The organism is Clostridium septicum (assembly GCF_003606265.1).
Taxonomy (GTDB): Bacteria; Bacillota; Clostridia; order Clostridiales; family Clostridiaceae; genus Clostridium; species Clostridium septicum.
The window spans coordinates 1,111,425-1,129,588 of sequence record NZ_CP023671.1 but is presented as its reverse complement, the minus strand read 5'-3'; the positions used below and the strand labels follow the sequence as shown (position 1 = coordinate 1,129,588).

Annotated in this window: 11 protein-coding genes; 10 read left to right on the top strand and 1 reads right to left on the bottom strand. The window is 26.8% G+C overall.

Features of this window, described 5'->3' with window-relative positions:
- Positions 1-336: 336 nt before the first annotated feature.
- From CP523_RS04980 to CP523_RS04940, 9 genes are all read left to right on the top strand, one after another.
- Positions 337-1,014, top strand: coding sequence for a YveK family protein (locus CP523_RS04980; protein ID WP_066675720.1), 678 nt, complete (start codon positions 337-339; stop codon positions 1,012-1,014).
- A 27-nt stretch (positions 1,015-1,041) separates the two neighbouring features.
- Positions 1,042-1,692, top strand: a complete 651-nt coding sequence (locus CP523_RS04975; protein WP_066675721.1) for a CpsD/CapB family tyrosine-protein kinase — start codon at positions 1,042-1,044, stop codon at positions 1,690-1,692.
- A 296-nt stretch (positions 1,693-1,988) separates the two neighbouring features.
- On the top strand, positions 1,989-2,546 hold the full coding sequence (locus tag CP523_RS04970) for a VanZ family protein (protein WP_066675723.1): 558 nt from the start codon (positions 1,989-1,991) through the stop codon (positions 2,544-2,546).
- Between the two features lie 598 nt (positions 2,547-3,144).
- Positions 3,145-5,280 (top strand): leucine-rich repeat domain-containing protein, encoded by a 2,136-nt coding sequence (locus CP523_RS04965; protein ID WP_120140589.1) that lies wholly within the window; start codon positions 3,145-3,147, stop codon positions 5,278-5,280.
- 501 nt (positions 5,281-5,781) lie between these two features.
- The gene (locus CP523_RS04960; RefSeq protein ID WP_120140588.1) at positions 5,782-9,297 is read left to right on the top strand and encodes a beta-N-acetylglucosaminidase domain-containing protein; all 3,516 of its coding nucleotides are present in this window, start codon (positions 5,782-5,784) and stop codon (positions 9,295-9,297) included.
- Between the two features lie 145 nt (positions 9,298-9,442).
- On the top strand, positions 9,443-9,856 hold the full coding sequence (locus CP523_RS04955; protein WP_066675729.1) for a hypothetical protein: 414 nt from the start codon (positions 9,443-9,445) through the stop codon (positions 9,854-9,856).
- A 535-nt stretch (positions 9,857-10,391) separates the two neighbouring features.
- A complete protein-coding gene (locus CP523_RS04950) occupies positions 10,392-11,678 on the top strand; it encodes a hypothetical protein (protein ID WP_120140587.1) in 1,287 nt (428 codons plus the stop codon).
- A 174-nt stretch (positions 11,679-11,852) separates the two neighbouring features.
- Positions 11,853-12,392, top strand: a complete 540-nt coding sequence (locus CP523_RS04945) for a hypothetical protein (protein ID WP_120140586.1) — start codon at positions 11,853-11,855, stop codon at positions 12,390-12,392.
- Positions 12,393-12,785: 393 nt separating this feature from the next.
- Positions 12,786-16,694 (top strand): glycoside hydrolase family 84 protein, encoded by a 3,909-nt coding sequence (locus CP523_RS04940; RefSeq protein ID WP_120140585.1) that lies wholly within the window; start codon positions 12,786-12,788, stop codon positions 16,692-16,694.
- A 178-nt stretch (positions 16,695-16,872) separates the two neighbouring features.
- On the opposite strand, the gene CP523_RS04935 is transcribed toward CP523_RS04940, so the two are convergent.
- A complete protein-coding gene (locus CP523_RS04935; protein WP_066675734.1) occupies positions 16,873-17,208 on the bottom strand; it encodes a DUF3784 domain-containing protein in 336 nt (111 codons plus the stop codon).
- 519 nt (positions 17,209-17,727) lie between these two features.
- Here CP523_RS04935 and CP523_RS04930 point away from each other — a divergent pair.
- Positions 17,728-18,087: a hypothetical protein gene (locus tag CP523_RS04930; protein ID WP_162925947.1), complete on the top strand. Its 360-nt coding sequence runs from the start codon at positions 17,728-17,730 to the stop codon at positions 18,085-18,087.
- The last annotated feature ends 77 nt before the right edge of the window (positions 18,088-18,164 follow it).

Sequence of the window (18,164 nt, the reverse complement as noted above, 5' to 3'; positions counted from 1 at the left end):
TATGTTATATTTAAAATATCTCTTTTTTATTTGTAATATATGTATATCTTTAATGAGAATTCAAAAAAAATCGTAACAGAAAATTCGACAAATGAAACAATGGTTATTTGTAGAAATCTATTATTTCAAAGGTTAAATTTAAAAAAATGAAATAAAAAATTAATAAGTATAATTCATATTTTAATAAATTTAAAAACATAAATGAAATAATAATATATAGAAAAATTTTTAGAATGTTAAATGATAGCAATGAAATATCATATTTATTCACAAAAGCATAATTTATGATATAATTTTTATATAATTTAATAAATAAAAAATAAATGGGGGGCAAAGGTGGAAAAGGAAATAAATTTGATAGATTTAATTAAATCTTTAAAAAAGAGATGGAAAGTTATATTAGTTACTACTTTACTAACAACAATATTATCAGCTCTTATAACCTTATTTTTAATTAAACCTAAATATGAGACTAAGGTTAAATTATTTATAGGAAAAGAGGAAACAGCACAAGAAGGTTATAATCAAAATGATATATTGATGTATCAAAAATTATTGAAAACATATTCAGAAGTTATAAAAACAAGAGATTTAATTAATGTAGCAATATCAAAAAGTAATGCTAATGAAACTACTGGAGATGTACTTAATAATTTAACTGTTGTACCTGTTTCAGATACACAAATTCTTGAAGTTAAGTATAAAAACAGTTCACCAGAAATTTCACTTAAGTTAATTAATGCAATTACAGATGAATTTGTAAAACAATCTACAGATTTAGTTCCAAATGGAAATGTAAAGGTATTAGAAAGTGCTTCACTTCCAGAAAAGCCAGTAAGCCCAAATAAAACCATTAATATATTAATATCATTTTTATTAGGTTTAATGGTTGGAGTTGGAATAGTATTTTTACTAGAATTTTTAGATAACTCTTTTAAAACCAAAAAACAAATAGAAGATGAATTAGATATTCCTGTAATAGGAGTTATACCAAAATTTTTAGATGAAAAATAAGAGTGAATAATAATTGGGGGGCATTTTATGTTAATAGTGGAAAATAAGCCAAGGTCTGTGGCTGCAGAAAGTTATAGAACATTAAGGACAAATATACAATATTCATCTTTTGATGAAGAATGTAAGTCTATAGTAATAACAAGTTCTGAACCTGGGGAAGGAAAATCAACAACAGCAGCAAATCTTGCATTATCATTAGCACAAGGCGAAAAGAAAGTAATTTTAATAGATTGTGATTTGAGAAAACCATCTATACATAAAAAATTTAAAATATCAAATTTAACTGGTTTATCAGATGTATTGATAGGACAAAAAAAGCTAATTCAAGTTTTAAAAAGGCATGGGGACAATTTACTTTTACTAACTTCAGGAAAAATACCTCCAAATCCTTCAGAAATGTTAGGATCAAAGGCTATGAAGAATCTATTAAAAGAACTAAGAGAAAACTTTGATTACATAATTATAGATACTCCACCAGTACAAGCTGTAACAGATTCTCAAGTTTTATCAACAGAAGCAGATGGTACTTTACTTGTAATTAAAGCAGAGAAAACTAAGAGAGATTCAGTTCATAACTCTATAAATTTACTTAGGAAAGTTAATGCAAATATAATAGGTACTGTTTTAAATGGAGTAAATAATAATAGTGAAAACTATCATTATTATGGGGAAAAGTAATAATGTATTGATATAATATGAAAATTTAATAATATATAATTAATTATATAAAATAGTATAAAAAATTAAAATTAAATATGTATAAAAGATAATAAATGTGGTAAGTATTATAATATCTTATTTAATAAAGAGCTTATATAAACCACCCTTTTAGTAATAATTAATAAAGTTATAACTAAATTATAGTTATAACTTTATTTTTTTATGTTTTTTATTATAAAATTAAAAGTGATTTTAAAGCTTAAAAGTAATATAATAGAAGATGTTACAAATACAAATCTAGTAAGGAGTGAGTTATGAAAAAAATAGTCATGGGAATTTTGGTTATTGCCTCTATAGGATTTATATTTTTAAATTCTAGTCAAAATGGGCAGAAATCAAATAGCAGGAGCAAATCGATAGTTTATACTATAATAGAAAAATTCTCTAATAATAGCGAAGATGCCTTTTCCAGTAATGGAGATTGTAAATATAAAGCCAGTAAGTTAAATTTTATTATAAGAAAGATAGCTCATGGATTAGAATTTCTTTTATTAGCAACTGTAGTTAGTGTTTTTTTAAGTACCTTAGGCTTAAAATTAAGAGAAATTATTACATATTCATTATTTACTGTCTTATTTCTGGCAGTAATGGACGAATTTTATCAATTATATATTCCTAGTAGATATTCCAGTGTAAAAGACGTTTTAATAGATTTTACCGGTGGATTTGTAGGAACGATTTTAACTTGTATTTGCATAAACATATTTAAAGAAATTAGGCGCAAGAAAGAAAGACAGAGAATGAGAATAAGAAGGGAAAGAAGAATGAGAAGAAGTTTGAAGGAAGAAAAATATAAACCAGAGGAAATATAAGAAAACATTATGTTAATAAAATGAAAATATTCAAAAAAAAGGTTTATGATTTTAGAGATTTAATGTATAATTTAATTATGGAAATTTTCTTAATTAAAGATTTTCATAATTAAAATATATTAACATTAGCTTCCTAAAGAAATACTTTAATATTAAGTATGTTAGTATTAACTTCCTAGAAAAATACTCCCTTATCAGGGGGTATTTTTCTATTTAAAATCTTAAAAGTGTGAATTTTTTGGAAATCCACTTCAAAATGTTTACATTAACTTGTCCACTATAGTATAATTAACACAGAGCAGTGATTTACTATAACAGCTAATTTTTGCAGAGATATTTTGTATTTATATAAAATATCTCTATTTTTTTACCTTTTTCATATAGATTACTAATATGATTTATATAGGAATTAAAGTAATATTATGTATTAGTTAGTATTTTAATGGTACTATTTCCATTAATTTTACTTTGAAAATAAAAATAAAAATTATTATAATTAACTGGAAGTTCACAGAAAGTTAATTTATTGTTAATAAAATATACAAAAGTAGCAATTGTTAATATGTGATGAGAAATATTCAAAGTAAAGGAGACGTATATGAAAAAAAGAATACTAACAGTTATATTGGTAATGGCATTAGGTTTTTCTTGTGCTATGCCAACATTAAGGACTTTAGCAGATGTTAATGGGAGAGGTAATGAAGATATTAATTTTTTAGGTGAAAATTATATCTTTAATAGAAATGGTGTAAATATTCCTGATCCAAATTTAAAAAAAGCCCTAAATAAAGCTTTAGGTCAAAGAGAAGATGATGAAATATCAAAATACAAGTTATCTAAAATACAGGAATTGTACATAGCTAGAAGTGAAATATCTAATTTAGAGGGAATACAATATTGTAAAGACTTAAGAATATTAGATTTACAAAATAATAATATTACTGATATTAGTTTATTAAGCAACTTAACAGAGTTAAGAGATTTATATATAAACCTAAATCCAGTAGAAGATATAACGCCTTTAAAAAGTTTAAAAAGATTAAGAGATTTATTTGTAAATGCAACTAATATAAAAGATATATCTTCATTAAGTAATTTAACAAATTTAAAATACTTATTAATGGATTCAAATAAAATAACAAATTTTGAATCAATAAAGAATCTTGAAAATCTACAAGTACTATATATAGGTGGAACTAATATAAAAGATATTAGTGTAGTAAATAATTTGAAAAATTTAGAAGTATTATCTATAAATAATACAGAAGTGTCTGACCTAACACCATTAAAGTCATTAAAAAGATTAACTTGGTTAAGATTAGATAGAAATAATATAAGTGATATATCAGTTTTAAGTGAATTGCCTCAATTGCAAGAAGTTACTTTAGATGATAATAAAGTTAGTAATATATCAGTAATTTCTAAATTAAATAATTTAAAGACTTTAAAATTAAAAAATAACAATATAAGTGATATAACACCTCTTAAGGATTTAAAAGATTTAGAAAGTGTAGTGTTAAGCAATCAAAAGATAACTTTAAAAAATAAAGAGATTAATGAAAAACTTTTAATTAAAAATCCTATAAAAATTATTAGTGGAAATGGACAACCTAAAGATATATCTAACCAAGGTATGGTTAATGAAGATAATACTTTAATTACATGGAATAATATAAAAAATAAAGAGATAAATGAGTTAACTTTTAACTTTAATGAAAAGGTTAAGTTAGGGGAAAAGAATATAGAGTTTTCAGGTAAAGTATTTCAACCTATTACTTTTAATCCAGATATAGAGGATGAAAAAGAAGAGGTTAAGGAACTTGAAGAAAAAAATTCTGTTAAAGAATCTGAATATATAAAGGCAGAAGAAAAGAGAAAAGAAGGACAAGCAAGTCAAGAAGCTAAAGCTGAAGAAGAAACAAATCAACAAGTTAAAGTTGAAGAAGAAACAAATCAACAAGTTAAAGTTGAAGAAGAAGTTAAACCAGAAGAAGCAATAGAAACTACATCAGTAGTTAAAGAAAAAATTAATCCAGAAAATGAGAAGATTAAAGAGGAAGATACTACTGAAGTGTTAAAAGATGAAACACCATTTGAGGGGGAAACTCAATTATATGATGAGACTCCAATAATTGAAGAAAATAAATTTACAGAAGAAGTTAATCACAAAGATACTTTAATAGATAGAATTGATACAGAAGTTTTAGCTAAAGATGAAGCTTTATTGGATTATGATTCAGTAAATAAAGATGTAGTTGAAAAAGTTCTGGAGAAAGAAGTGGAGAAATTATCTGAAAAAGAAGAAGTTAAAAAAACTGTTGTTGATAAAACTTATGATTTGAAAGAATCAGCAAATAATGCAATAGAAGTTGCAAGGAATGTTAATGATGTTATTGAAAATGGTGTAGCTTTAAATACAGAAATATCACAAAAAGAGGTTCAAGAATTTAGTACAATTGAAAGCTCTGAAGCATCATTAAATACTTCAGCTAAAAAAGTAGAAGAAAAGTTATTAGCGGAAAGTAATAAAGAAAGCTCAAATAAAATAGCAAAAAAAGAAAAGGCTATAAATGAAGCTACTAATAAAGAAAAAAAGAATAAGAATAATATAGAAATTGAAGCAGAAGAAAAAGATGGCTCTGAAGGTTTATTAAAAATAATATTTGGATTTTCTGCAGTAGCAATAGCAGCGATTATAGGAATTATTTTCACTTTAAAAAGAAAATTTAATTAATAAATAAAAATATAATAACAAAAAGCATTTTCTCCAACTTGAGAAAATGCTTTTTGTCTACAATCTGTATCCTTTTCATTAGAAAAGGATATTTTTTCATTTTTTAGGAATTTATATTAATATCTAAATTTTAAATAACTTAATAATGGTTTTAAAACAGTATGTAGGCTTAAGGAATAAAAAAATAAATAAAGTACATATGCCATAGATTTTTATAAGATAACTTTAAGAAAGTACATATGAGGGAAAAAATCCACAAATCAAAAGTTACCTTAGTGAAATTTTTTATACTTTTTTAGTTGTGATAATGATTAGAAAAATAAATAATGTAAATTTATTAACAAAGTGTAAAATATGTAATATATAGGTTTTTAATGTGGAAAATCTAGTATATAATTTGTTAGGCATAGCAAATTATTCAATATAATTACATAATATGACTTATATTGTAAATGAATTGTTATGTATCATTTTACTTAATATAAAGGAGGCATTATATAAATGAAGTTAGAAGCTAAGAAGTTAAAATGGCTTATAGCTAAAGCTATGACGGTAATTATGTTCTTTTCATTATTACCAAATGTATTTGTTCAGAAAGTACAAGCTACAGAAGTTGGAGGGGTTGCTAATTATGAAATATATCCAATTCCTCAAAGTGTAGAATATAACGATGGAAAGTTAAATATTAGCCAAGAAGTAAACGTTGTATTTGAAGAAAATATTGATGAAGCTACAAAAAACAGATTGTTTGAAGTATTAGCTATTAAAGGTATTTCACATGAAGTAACTTCTGAAATAAAGAATGATAAAACAAACTTTATAGTGGGAATAAATAATTCAAATGGAGTTGTAGATAATTATTTTAATGAAAATAATTTAGCTGATGATTCTCACTTTGAAAATATGGATTCTCATATAATATCAGCAAAAGGAAATGTAGTTGCTGTATTAGGTAAGGATACTGATTCAGCTTTTTATGGAATAACAACTTTAAAACATATTTTTAACCAAGAATCAGGAAATGAAATCCGTAATTTATTAATTAAGGATTTTGCTAATGGTCAATGGAGAGGATTTATTGAAGGATATTATGGTATTCCTTGGAGTAATGAAAACCGTAAAAGCTTAATGGAATTTGGTGGAGACTTTAAAATGAATGCATATATATTTGCACCAAAGGATGATGAATATCATAGCCTTAAGTGGAGAGAATTATATCCAGAAGAAAAGTTAGCTGAAATTAGAGAAATGGTTGAAGTTGGAACTAAGACAAAGAATAAATTTATATGGACAATTCACCCGTTTTTAAATGGTGATTCAGCTATGAGATTTGATACTGAAGAACATTATAAAGAAGATTTAGGAATTATAATTGCTAAGTTTGAGCAATTATATGAAATTGGTGTACGTCAATTTGGTGTACTTGCAGATGATGCTGAAGGTGATGAATCAAATCAAGTAAAACTTATGAAGGACTTAGAAAAGTGGCGTTTAGAAAAAGGAGACATATATAACTTAATATTTGTTCCTAAGGTATATACAAAAGAATCAGCTGGTGGAAATGTAAATAACCCATACTTAAATACAATGCGTCAAATGCCAGAAACAGTTGATATTATGTGGACAGGTGACGTAATACTTGGTTGGGTAACTAAGGATACTTTTGATTTCTTTAAAGAAGCAGTAGGACGTGAAGCATTTATGTGGTTAAACTGGCCAGTAAATGATATTAATAATAAACGTCTATTAATGGGTAAAGGTCAAATGTTAGATCCAACAGTTACAAACTTTAAGGGAATTGTAACTAACCCAATGCAAGAAGCGCAAGCTTCAAAACCAGCATTATTTGCAATTGCAGACTATGGTTGGAATCGTGCAGGGTTTAATGTAGATAAGAGCTGGGAAGATTCATTTAAGTATATTGATAAAGATGCAACAGAAGAACTATACACATTTGCAAAACATATGAGTGATCCAGCACCTAACTGGCATGGATTAGCATTAGATGAATCAGAAGAAATTAAACCAATAATTGAAGAGTTCACAAGAATGTTAAGAGCAAATGAATCTATTTTAGAATATAGCAATGTAGTACTTGCTGAATATAATGAAATTTTAGATGCAACAATTAACTTTGAAAATAAATCTAAAAATGAATTAATGAAAAAGGAAATTAAACCTTGGGTTGATTCATTAAAAGCATTAGCAGAGTCAACAATTGCATATATAAATTCAGCTATTGAATTTGAAAAGGGTAATTATGAAAAAGCTATGATTTACTATGGTGAAGGTGCTGATAAGTACACATTATCAAGAAGTTATAGAATTGACCTTATTAATGACAGAAAGGCAAGACCAGAACCAGGAACAAAGCGTTTAATTCCATTTATAAAAGATTTATCAAAGGTAGTTGGGGATAAGATTGATGGAGTTATAAATCCAGATGTGGAAAAGTTAACTTTACGCCCATACACAAACATGGGACCTTTATATGATGGACATATTTTTAATATAGCAGATGGAAATTCAGCATCAAGAATTTGGATACGTAATGGAGCTAAAGAAGGGGACTATATGGCTGTTGAATTAAGTAAGGAAACTGAAATTAACAGTATTATATTTGAACAAGGTGAAACTACAACTGGTAAAGAAGCATTTAATTACGGTAAGTTCCAATACTCAATGGATGGGGAAAACTGGACAGATTTAAATGGAGAAGAATATGGACCTCAACTAAATAAAATAGTTGTTGAAGGTTTAAATGTTAAAGCTAAACATGTAAGATTTATACCAACTGGTGAAATTAAGGGAAACTGGATTTCTGTAAGAGAGTTTTCAATTAATAAAGATAATGAAGAGAGTATGATTAAAGAAGCTTATACAAATGTTGACTCATTAAAGAAAAATAATGTAAGTATTGTATCAGATAAAGCTACACTTACAGGGGTAGAAGGTGCTACACTTGCAGAAAATGATTATATTGGTATTAAGCTAAATAAAATCAGAGAAATAACAAAAATCATAGATGATTATACAAATAATGATAAAGTAGTTTTAGAATCATCAATTAACGGTGTTGAGTGGACAGAAGTAACAGATTTAAATAGAGCTATAGAAGGGCGTTATGTTAGAATAATCAATAAGTCTAAGGATACAGTTAACATTAATATTAATAATTTAGAACTTCAATGTTCTGATAAGAAAGTAACTTTTGTTACTAGACCAAGTGCAGAAGCAAAGTTTGAAGCAGAATATTTAATAGATGGATTAATAAACACAACATTTAAACCAAGTGTAAATGCTCCAAAGACAGGAGAATTAGTTTATCGTATTTCTGATGAAACAAATATTAAAAATGTTACAGTTATACAAAATCCAAGTACAATTTCAAATGCAGTAGTATCTGTAAGAACTGAAAATGGTTGGTCTGATCTTGGAGAGTTAGGTAACAGCTTTAACGCTTTTGATACAGCTTCTTTAGGAAATATATTTGAAATTAAGATTGCATGGGATGGTATGGCACCAATACTTCATGAAATTGGATTTTCAAGAGTAGGAGAAAGTAATGAAATAAATAAAGAGGAATTAGCAAAGGTAATTGCTAAGGCAGAAAATCTTAAAGAAGAGGACTATACAAAAGAAACATGGACAAATCTAGAAAAATCATTAAAGTCTGCTAAAGAAGTAATGACAAAAGAAGATGTAACACAAGATGAAGTTAATAGTGCAGTGGAATCTTTAAATAAAGCAATTTCAGAACTAGTTAAAAATCCAGGTACTCCAGGCGGAGATAACAACAATGGTGGAAACAACGATGGTAACAATGGCGGAAACGGTGGAAGCAATAATGGAGGAACTACTGGTGGTGGAAATAATTCAGGTAACACTGAACCAGGAAAGGGTAATGGAAACTTACCAAACACTGGTGGACAATCAGCAGCACTAGCTCTTTTACTTGGTACAGCATTTGCAACAACAGGTACATTAGTATTTAAAAAGAAAAATTCAAAAAGATAGTTAAAAAAGGTGAATTCAGTAATATGAATTCACCTTTTTTACGTATTTATATACTATAATAATGTACTATTTTAATAATAAGAAGAATACAATAGGTAAAAATAGGAAAAATGCAAAGTGAAAATATAAAGAAAAAGAGGTTAATATGATTAAACTGAAAGAAGATTGTATAACTAATATATTAAAAGAATATATTAAAGATAATAAAGAGTATATAAAAAAAGAAGCTGGAGAATTTATTATAAATAAAGCTAGTATTAATGACTACGATTTTATGAGATGTAAGTATAAGTTAGAAAAGCTAAAGATAGAAGAAAAATTAGATTTAATTAATTTTGCTTTTAAGTATTCTTATATTCTATTTAAAATAATAGAAGAGGATATAATAGATAAAAAAGATTTAATAAGCGTGAAATTTGCATTTTTTGAAACAAAATTTGCAATTATAGAGTATTTAGCTATGAGAGAATCAGAGGAAGATTTAAAAAGTAAAATAAAAAGAAGTTTTAATGATCTTAAAATTTCTAACGATGTTATAAAAGCAATAGAGAATATATAAAAGTACACTTGTATCTGAGTGTACTTTTTTTATTGGAAATATATAAATAAAAAACGTACAAAAAAAAACGACAAAAAGATATAAATGTTAATTTTGAATTTTAATAAAGAAATATATTGTATTAATTAATTAAAAAAAACATAATATATTTTTTTTTTATGTATGGAGTTTTTTTTGGAATAAAAAATAAAAATTTAATATTAATAAATAAATTGATAAAAATCATATAAGAAAAAAAAGGTATAGAAAATTTACAAATTTTCATATTATGATATACTCTACTTTGTAATTATTAAAATCTAAAAACAAAAATTATTAACAGACAGTAAATATTAAGGAGTGGAGTTGGTTGTTTAAAAAGTATATTGATAATTAGCTTAAATATTTTGTAAAGATAATATTTATACCTTTATAAATTTATCTATATAGAAATAAAAAAATAATAAGAGAGAATATATTTTATCACATATAAATATTTAAGTTATCATCTGAAAAATTTACTTTATGTTAAAGACTTATTGAAGGAGAGAATTTTATGATTAAAATCAAAGTGAAAAAAATTATTTGCGCAGCTTTAGCAAGTGGAGTATTAATAGGAGTTACACCAGCGTTGAATATTGTTGCAACAACAAATGAAGTCATTGAGGACTCAAATTTAACAGAAGAACAACTAGAACAATTAAACTATGCAATAGAAGAAATGAAAATAGCAATTGATCTAGTGGATAATGCAGACTTTACAGATGGAACAAGCTATGAAAGAATGGTAGCTTTTGCTACAGCTTCTTTAGACAGAGTAAGAGGTTTAGAAATAAATAATGAGCATGTAGAATGGATTGAAGAATCTGGAGATGAAGTAAGAGATTTAACTTACAGAATAAACAGAGTGTTACACGCAATAAAAAATGTTGAAATAGTATTTTCAGAAGATAGACAAGATACTGTAGAAAATAAAGAAAATGTTATAAACACATTAAACCTAGTATTAACTCAGGAAATGGAAGTAGGAATTCTTAATAATGCAACTTTAAGATCTGCTGTTAATATATTACATATGTATAATGGGAAAATAGATAGTCCAGATGTAGAGAAACCAGGATTAACAGAAGAACAACTAGAACAATTAAACTATGCAATAGAAGAAATGAAAATAGCAATTGATCTAGTGGACAATGCAGACTTTACAGATGGAACAAGCTATGAAAGAATGGTAGCTTTTGCTACAGCTTCTTTAGACAGAGTAAGAGGTTTAGAAATAAATAATGAGCATGTAGTATGGATTGAAGAATCTGGAGATGAAGTAAGAGATTTAACTTACAGAATAAACAGAGTGTTACATGCAATAAAAAATGTTGAAGTAGTATTTTCAGAAGAAAGACAAGATACTGTAGAAAATAAACAAAATGTATTAGATACATTAAAATTAATTATAAGTCAGGAGGAAACTTCGGAAATATTAAATGAATACACAATAGAATCTGCTAAGAATATATATAAGCATTATTATGCAATACTTAATTTTGGAGATGGATCATCAGATGATGATATGCTATATCCAGGTATAGGAGAGAAACCAGAAGAAGGACAAAAACCAGAAGAAGGTGAAAAGCCGGAAGAAGGTGAAACGCCAGAAGGAGGAGATAAATCAGAGTCAGGAATTTATACACCTACTGACTTAGGTAATAATGATGCAAAAGTTTCCTCAAATAAACAAGAAAATAGCACTGAATTACCAAAAACAGGAGCTGAGACTACATCATTAGCACTAGGATTTTTTACTACATTATTAGGTTTAATTACTATTAAAAATAATAGAAAATAGTTAGTTGTTAAAAGAGATATTATTAGATAAGAATGGTCTAAATATACTTATATAATTTAGTGAAATTATTTTGTAAATATTTTTAGAGTTAAATGTAGTATTAACTAATAATTCTAAAAAGGACTTGTTTATTTAGTATATTTCTTTAATATAAAAAATAAAAGGGAGAATTTTATGATTAAAATCAAGGTTAAAAAAATTATTTGTACAGCTTTAGCAAGTGGAGTATTAATGGGAGTTACACCAGCATTGAATATTGCTGCAACAACAAATGAAGTTATTGAAAGTTCAAATTTAACAGAAGATCAACGTGAGGAACTAAATTATGCAATAGAAGAAATGAGAATAGCAATTGATTTAGTGGATAATGCAGATTTTACAGATGGAATAAGCTATGAAAGAATGGTGATTTTTGCTACAGCTTCTTTAGACAGAGTAAGAGGTTTAGAAATAAATAATGAGCATGTAGAATGGATTGAAGAATCTGGAGATGAAGTAAGAGATTTAACTTACAGAATAAACAGAGTGTTAAATGCAATAAAAAATGTAGAAATAGTATTTTCAAAAGAAAGACAAGATACTATAGAAAATAAAGAAAATGTTATAAATACATTAAACTTAGTGTTAACTCAAGAAATGGAAGCAGGAGCCCTTAATGATGCAACATTAAGATCTGCTATTAATATATTACACAGTTATGCAAATAGAATTTAATTAAGAAGTTTTATTCTATATATACTAAAGAGGAGCTATTTATAATAGCTCTTTTTTGGTTAAATAATATTGTTAATATGATGTGAATTTTCTGAAAACAGTACATAAAAAGGTTTACATAACATTATTTAGCAAGTATAATAATTGTAGAGCATCTATTACCATAAACAGGGATATCCTTAATTTTTTTATATATATTACCTTTTTCTGAATTTTACATTTCTATTTTACTTATGAAACCAATGGGTATTTTTGTTTTTGGTATAGATTTCATATTTTTAGTAATGTTATTTATTATAACAAAGTAGCTAAAAAGTTTAAATTACATTATAGGTCTTTTATGCCTTATGTTTTTTAAGTTTTTAGCTTTTTATTTTGTAATGGGGGTATTTTATGATTAAAAAGAAACTTGCAAAGAAATTAGGGCTGGCATTAACTTTAATATTATCTTTAAATTCAACCTTAGCAATTAGTGTATATGCAACAGGTGATATTGCTAAGGAAATTGCTAATGCAGATGTAGCAGAAAGTATGAAGATTATGCCAATGCCTAAGGAAATGAACGTAATAGGTGGTATAGTTAATTTAAATGACTCTGTAAACATAGTTGGAGGAGATAGTGCTGATGCTTATGCAGTTGAGTTGTTAAAGGAGATATTAAAGAACTTAGGTGTTACTGTAAATGAAACTATAGTAGATGGAGCAACTACTATATACATAGGGGAAAGTAATGACAATTTAGTGGAAATGGATAATGCTTTAATTGAAATGGGAGTAACAGTAGAAAATAAAAATAATCCTGAAAGCTATATTCTAGCTACACAAGATAGCGAAAATGGGGATAAAATAGTTATTAGGGGACATGGTGAAACTGGAACTTTTTATGGGGTACAAACTTTAAAGCAAATTGTAAATAAGGATAAGACTTTAAGTGAAATTGTTGTTAAAGATGAACCGAGTATAGCTTTAAGAGCTGTAGTTGAAGGGTTTTATGGAACACCTTGGACTCAACAAGAAAGATTAGATCAACTTAGGATGTATGGAGAATATAAGATGAACGCGTATATATATGCTCCTAAATCTGATCCATACCATAGAGAAAAGTGGAGAGAACCGTACCCAGAATCAGAGCTTGCTAGAATGCAAGAGCTTATTCAAACTGCAGATGAAAATAAGGTTGATTTTGTTTTTGCAATTTCACCAGGACTTGATATAAGGTTTCAGGGGGAAGAGGCTGAAGATGATTTCAAAGCTTTAATTAATAAGGCACAAACTTTATATGATATGGGAGTTAGAAGGTTTGCTATTTTATGGGATGACATAGAAAATAATGATGGCGCTAAGCAAGCAGAGGTTTTAAATAGATTTAATGATGAGTTTATAAAAACTAAAGGGGATGTTAAATCCTTAATAACTGTTCCAGTTCAATACTGGGGAAGTGCTATGTTTGATGGAGATAATCCAAAGGAATATACAAAGGCATTTGCAGAAACATTACAAAAAGATATAGAAGTAATGTGGACTGGTAATGATGTTATTCCTCCTAATGGAGTAAGTAATATTGATGCATCTAAAGTTACAGATGTTTATAAAAAGAAAATGATGCTTTGGTGGAATTATCCTGTAAATGATTATATGGAAAATAAGTTAGCTTTAGGTCCAATTTATGATTTAGATAAGAATTTAGATAACGAGATTTCAGGATTTATAGTTAACCCAATGAGATTTGCTGAAGCTTCTAAAATATCTACAATTACTGGAGCTGACTATGGATGGAATACTAAGGGATATGATTATAATAGATCTTGGAATAATGCTATTGAAATAGTTGGTAAGGATGGGGCAAATGAACTTAAGGAATTTGCAAATCATTCAACTAGATTAGATACAGGAAGACCAGATTCTCCAGAATTAAATGATTTAATTAATAAAATGTGGGAGAAGTTTGAATCAGGACAAGATGTAAGTAATGATTTAAAAGCATTAAAAGATGAGTTTAATAATATGATTAAAACTCCTAATGCTTTACGAGAAAAGCTTGATAATGAAGCATTGCTTTCTCAAATTCAAGATCACTTAGTAAAGTTTGAAGAGTATGGTAGAGCTGGTATCAAGTCTATAGACATGTTGGAGAAAGTTATAGCTAATGATATGCAAGGTAGCTGGAATAGAAAGTTTGATGGAATAAAGAGTTTAAGAACTTTAGATTCTATGAATGCAACTATAGCAAATAAAGTAGTAGATCCATTTATAAGAAAAGCTCATGAAGTTGCAACTAAGCATTTTAATAAAAATACAACTATATTAGAAGAAAAAACTTATAACTATACTCCTATTGGAAATATAAAGGATCATAAATATACTGAATGGTTTATTTCAGAGGAAACTCATGTACCAAAATACATGTTTGATGATAACAATAATACAGGATTTTGGTCAGAAGGAAATCTTAATAAAGATGAATATATAGGTTTTGATTTAGAAGAAGTTACTGATATAAAAGATGTTTATTTATCAATGGGTAGAAGTGAACAGGACAATGATGTAATAACTAATGGAGTAGTTGAATACTCAATTGATGGAACTAATTGGACAGAGTTAAAGGTAAACAGTGGGGATAGGGAGTTAGTTGTTGAAACTAATTTAAAAGCACGATATTTAAGATATAGAATGGTTGAAAATTCTACTAATAGACTTTATGTAAACAGTTTTAAGATTAATACTAATAAAACTGTGGAAAAAAATGTTTCTAATGTGGATTTATCTGAAGTTTTTATAGAAAAATCATCAAATGATTATGATAAAATTGTTTCTTTAAAGAATATAGGAAGGGTATCTTTAAAGGAAGGAGATTATATAGGTTTTGGATTAAATGATGTTAATAATGTAATAGGATTAGAAACTATTGGTGAATTAAATTCAAATGATTTTGTTGTTGAGTATTCATATGATAATCTTCATTGGGAGAAGATTTTAGATGGATCAGGTTTTAACAGTGAAAAACCAGTTGTAGGTAAGTATTTTAGAATTAGAGCTTTAAAAGATACTTCTGTTAATTTAGAAGAGTTAAATGCTACTATTGAAGGATATACAGCTTCAACTGTAACTACTAATAGACGTATAAGTACAAACGGAAATATACATCCTAATTTTGTAGTGGACAATGATTATGGAAGTTCCTTTGTTTGTTCTGATACTATAAAGGAAAATGATTTTGTTCAAATTGATTTTGGTAAGGTTAAGAATGTAAGGGATATTAGCCTTATACAAGGACCAGGTGGAGACTATATTAATGGAAATATAGAATATTCTTTAGATGGTGAAAGTTGGACAAAGGTTGGAGAAGTTCAAGGAACTGATACTTTAATAAAAGATTTAGATATAGAAGCTCAATATGTAAGAGTTTTATCAAGTGGATATAAAGATAGATGGTCAAGAGTTAGAGAATTTACTGTAAATACTACAATTAAGGAATATAAAACAGTAGCTTCAGCAGAGGGAACTTATACTGATAGAACTGAAAATACTAGAGATGGTAATTTAAATACTGCATATATTCCAAATAGAGATATTGTAGCTGGTGATTATTTCTTATACAGAATATTTGATGGTAAGTTAACTTCAAAAGTAACTATTCCTCAAAGTTTTGATAATCTATCAGGAGCAAAGGTAACAGCTCAAACAGTTAATGGTGAAATTTTAGAACTTGGAGTTTTAGATAAAGATTATAATGAATTTGTGTTAAATATTCCAAGACAATTAGTATCTGTTAAGCTAACTTGGGAAACTAATGCAGGAAAACCAGAGATATTTGAAATTAAGCCAACATTTGTTTCTTTATCTTCTATTATGGAAAATATAAATGATGCAATGGCTGATGCAGAAAAAACTTTAGTAGATAATCCAAATAAGAAAAATGATGAAAGAGTGGCGTTAGAAGAGAGCTTAAGTAATATTAAGAAGGTACTTAGCAATGAAAATGCTAGTGAAGATGAAAAAGTAAGAGCTTATGAAGACTTGATTAATAAGACAGAAAGCTTTAAGAACTCTAAAGTTGACCCTGAAAAACCAGGAACTGGAGATTCAGATTCAGAAGAAGGAAATGGATCAGGCTCTGGAAATAATGGATCAGGCAATAATAATTCAAATTCTGGAGGACAATCTTATAATGGTGGAAATAGTGATGATGATAAAGGAAACCTTCCTATAACAGGAGCAGCAGTAGGGGTTACAGCATTAGGCGTAATGGGAAGTTTAATGGCTTTAGCAGGAACTGTAATGAGAAAAAAGAAGAAAAAGTAAGAACTTATTAATAATTTGTGAAGTGTGGGAAAAGTACTACAGAAATGTTAAAAAATGATATATAATAAGAGTGTGAATCTATTCAATGTTTAATATTATTATCAACGAAAAGTACCATGAGGAGTAGTGGCCTCGAAAAAAATACACCTATTAGGCTCAGGTGTATTTTTTTTGTCTTTTAAAGTTTTTTATATTTTGAAAATGCTTTATCTAAATCTATATGAACATTTTTAAAGAAGAGGATTAGCCAAATAATTATTGCTATTATTGCACAATAGTTACCTATGAAATATGATGCAATTGCTCCTAACAGTAGAATTATGCACCAAAGAAAAAGTGAGTTTCGCATATCTATGCTCATTTTCTTTTTATCATATTTTTCTCTTTCTTCTTTAGGAATGGTATTAAAACCACTAATGAAGATTGCCGCATTTTCTTTAAATAGGGCAAAAATAGCTGAGAAGATTCCGAAAAGTATTGAAAGTGTTAAACAGGTTATTGCACCTATATTCATAAAAATCATCTCCTTTTATATATAAAATTAATTCTATATAAAATAAATAATACTTATTTATTGGGATATAATAACATTAGTATATTTTTATTATACATATATTTGGGTAATTTTTACATATATAAATTAAATAAAAATATAGCATATATTAAAAACTTAAGCTTTGGATTTGTTTTAAATAGTTTTAGTTTATTGTTGTTGAAATAATTCATATTAGTTTAGAACAAAATACAATTTAAAAATAAATAAATTTAAGTACGATTTGTAAATTATTATTAGAATTATTTACAAATAAATACACCTATAGTAAAATGAAACAAATTAATGAATTTGGGGTTTTATTAGAATTTTAAGTATATTAGAAGGGAGAGAAGTTGAATTTTATAAAAGGATAGTAGTTGTTTTATTATTTAATATGGGATAGGTGAAGGGTTTTTGATTAAAAAGAGGAGTTTACATGTTATTTTTGGGGGACTGACTATATGTATTTTATTTTGCTTTAATTCTATATATTGTTCTATGAAATGTTCTAGTAAACTTAAGCTAAACTGGGGAATTAAATTACCAGATGGATATATTGAGATTTATGAAAAGAAAAAGGAAAAGAATTTTATTAGTGTTGAGGGAAGATATCATATATATGAATATGATGATATTAGCGAAGTTAAAGAAGCTTTAGAATGGAGAGCAGGAAAGAATGAGGACTTTGAAGATTCTATGTTACAGTCTCTAGAGGAGCTTAATATTTCAAAAAGGTATTTTCCGGATTTTACAGGAAATTATAAGTATTATGTAGCAGAAAAGACTAATTTATCAAAGTTATATATTATATTTGCTGAAAAATTTAAGATTATAAATATTGTTGAAAAGTTTTCTTAAAATACTTAATATAAACTTTACATAATGTTAATAATAAAGTATAATTAAGTCGAAGAAAATATTTACAGTAAAGGATA

Bases quoted from the DNA above. Each gene is read 5' to 3' on its own strand.
- CP523_RS04975 (WP_066675721.1), top strand. From the start codon at position 1,042: ATGTTAATAGTGGAAAATAAGCCAAGGTCTGTGGCTGCAGAAAGTTAT.
- CP523_RS04970 (WP_066675723.1), top strand. From the start codon at position 1,989: ATGAAAAAAATAGTCATGGGAATTTTGGTTATTGCCTCTATAGGATTT.
- CP523_RS04965 (WP_120140589.1), top strand. From the start codon at position 3,145: ATGAAAAAAAGAATACTAACAGTTATATTGGTAATGGCATTAGGTTTT.
- CP523_RS04960 (WP_120140588.1), top strand. From the start codon at position 5,782: ATGAAGTTAGAAGCTAAGAAGTTAAAATGGCTTATAGCTAAAGCTATG.
- CP523_RS04955 (WP_066675729.1), top strand. From the start codon at position 9,443: ATGATTAAACTGAAAGAAGATTGTATAACTAATATATTAAAAGAATAT.
- CP523_RS04950 (WP_120140587.1), top strand. From the start codon at position 10,392: ATGATTAAAATCAAAGTGAAAAAAATTATTTGCGCAGCTTTAGCAAGT.
- CP523_RS04945 (WP_120140586.1), top strand. From the start codon at position 11,853: ATGATTAAAATCAAGGTTAAAAAAATTATTTGTACAGCTTTAGCAAGT.
- CP523_RS04940 (WP_120140585.1), top strand. From the start codon at position 12,786: ATGATTAAAAAGAAACTTGCAAAGAAATTAGGGCTGGCATTAACTTTA.
- CP523_RS04935 (WP_066675734.1), bottom strand. From the start codon at position 17,208: ATGAATATAGGTGCAATAACCTGTTTAACACTTTCAATACTTTTCGGA.
- CP523_RS04930 (WP_162925947.1), top strand. From the start codon at position 17,728: ATGAAATGTTCTAGTAAACTTAAGCTAAACTGGGGAATTAAATTACCA.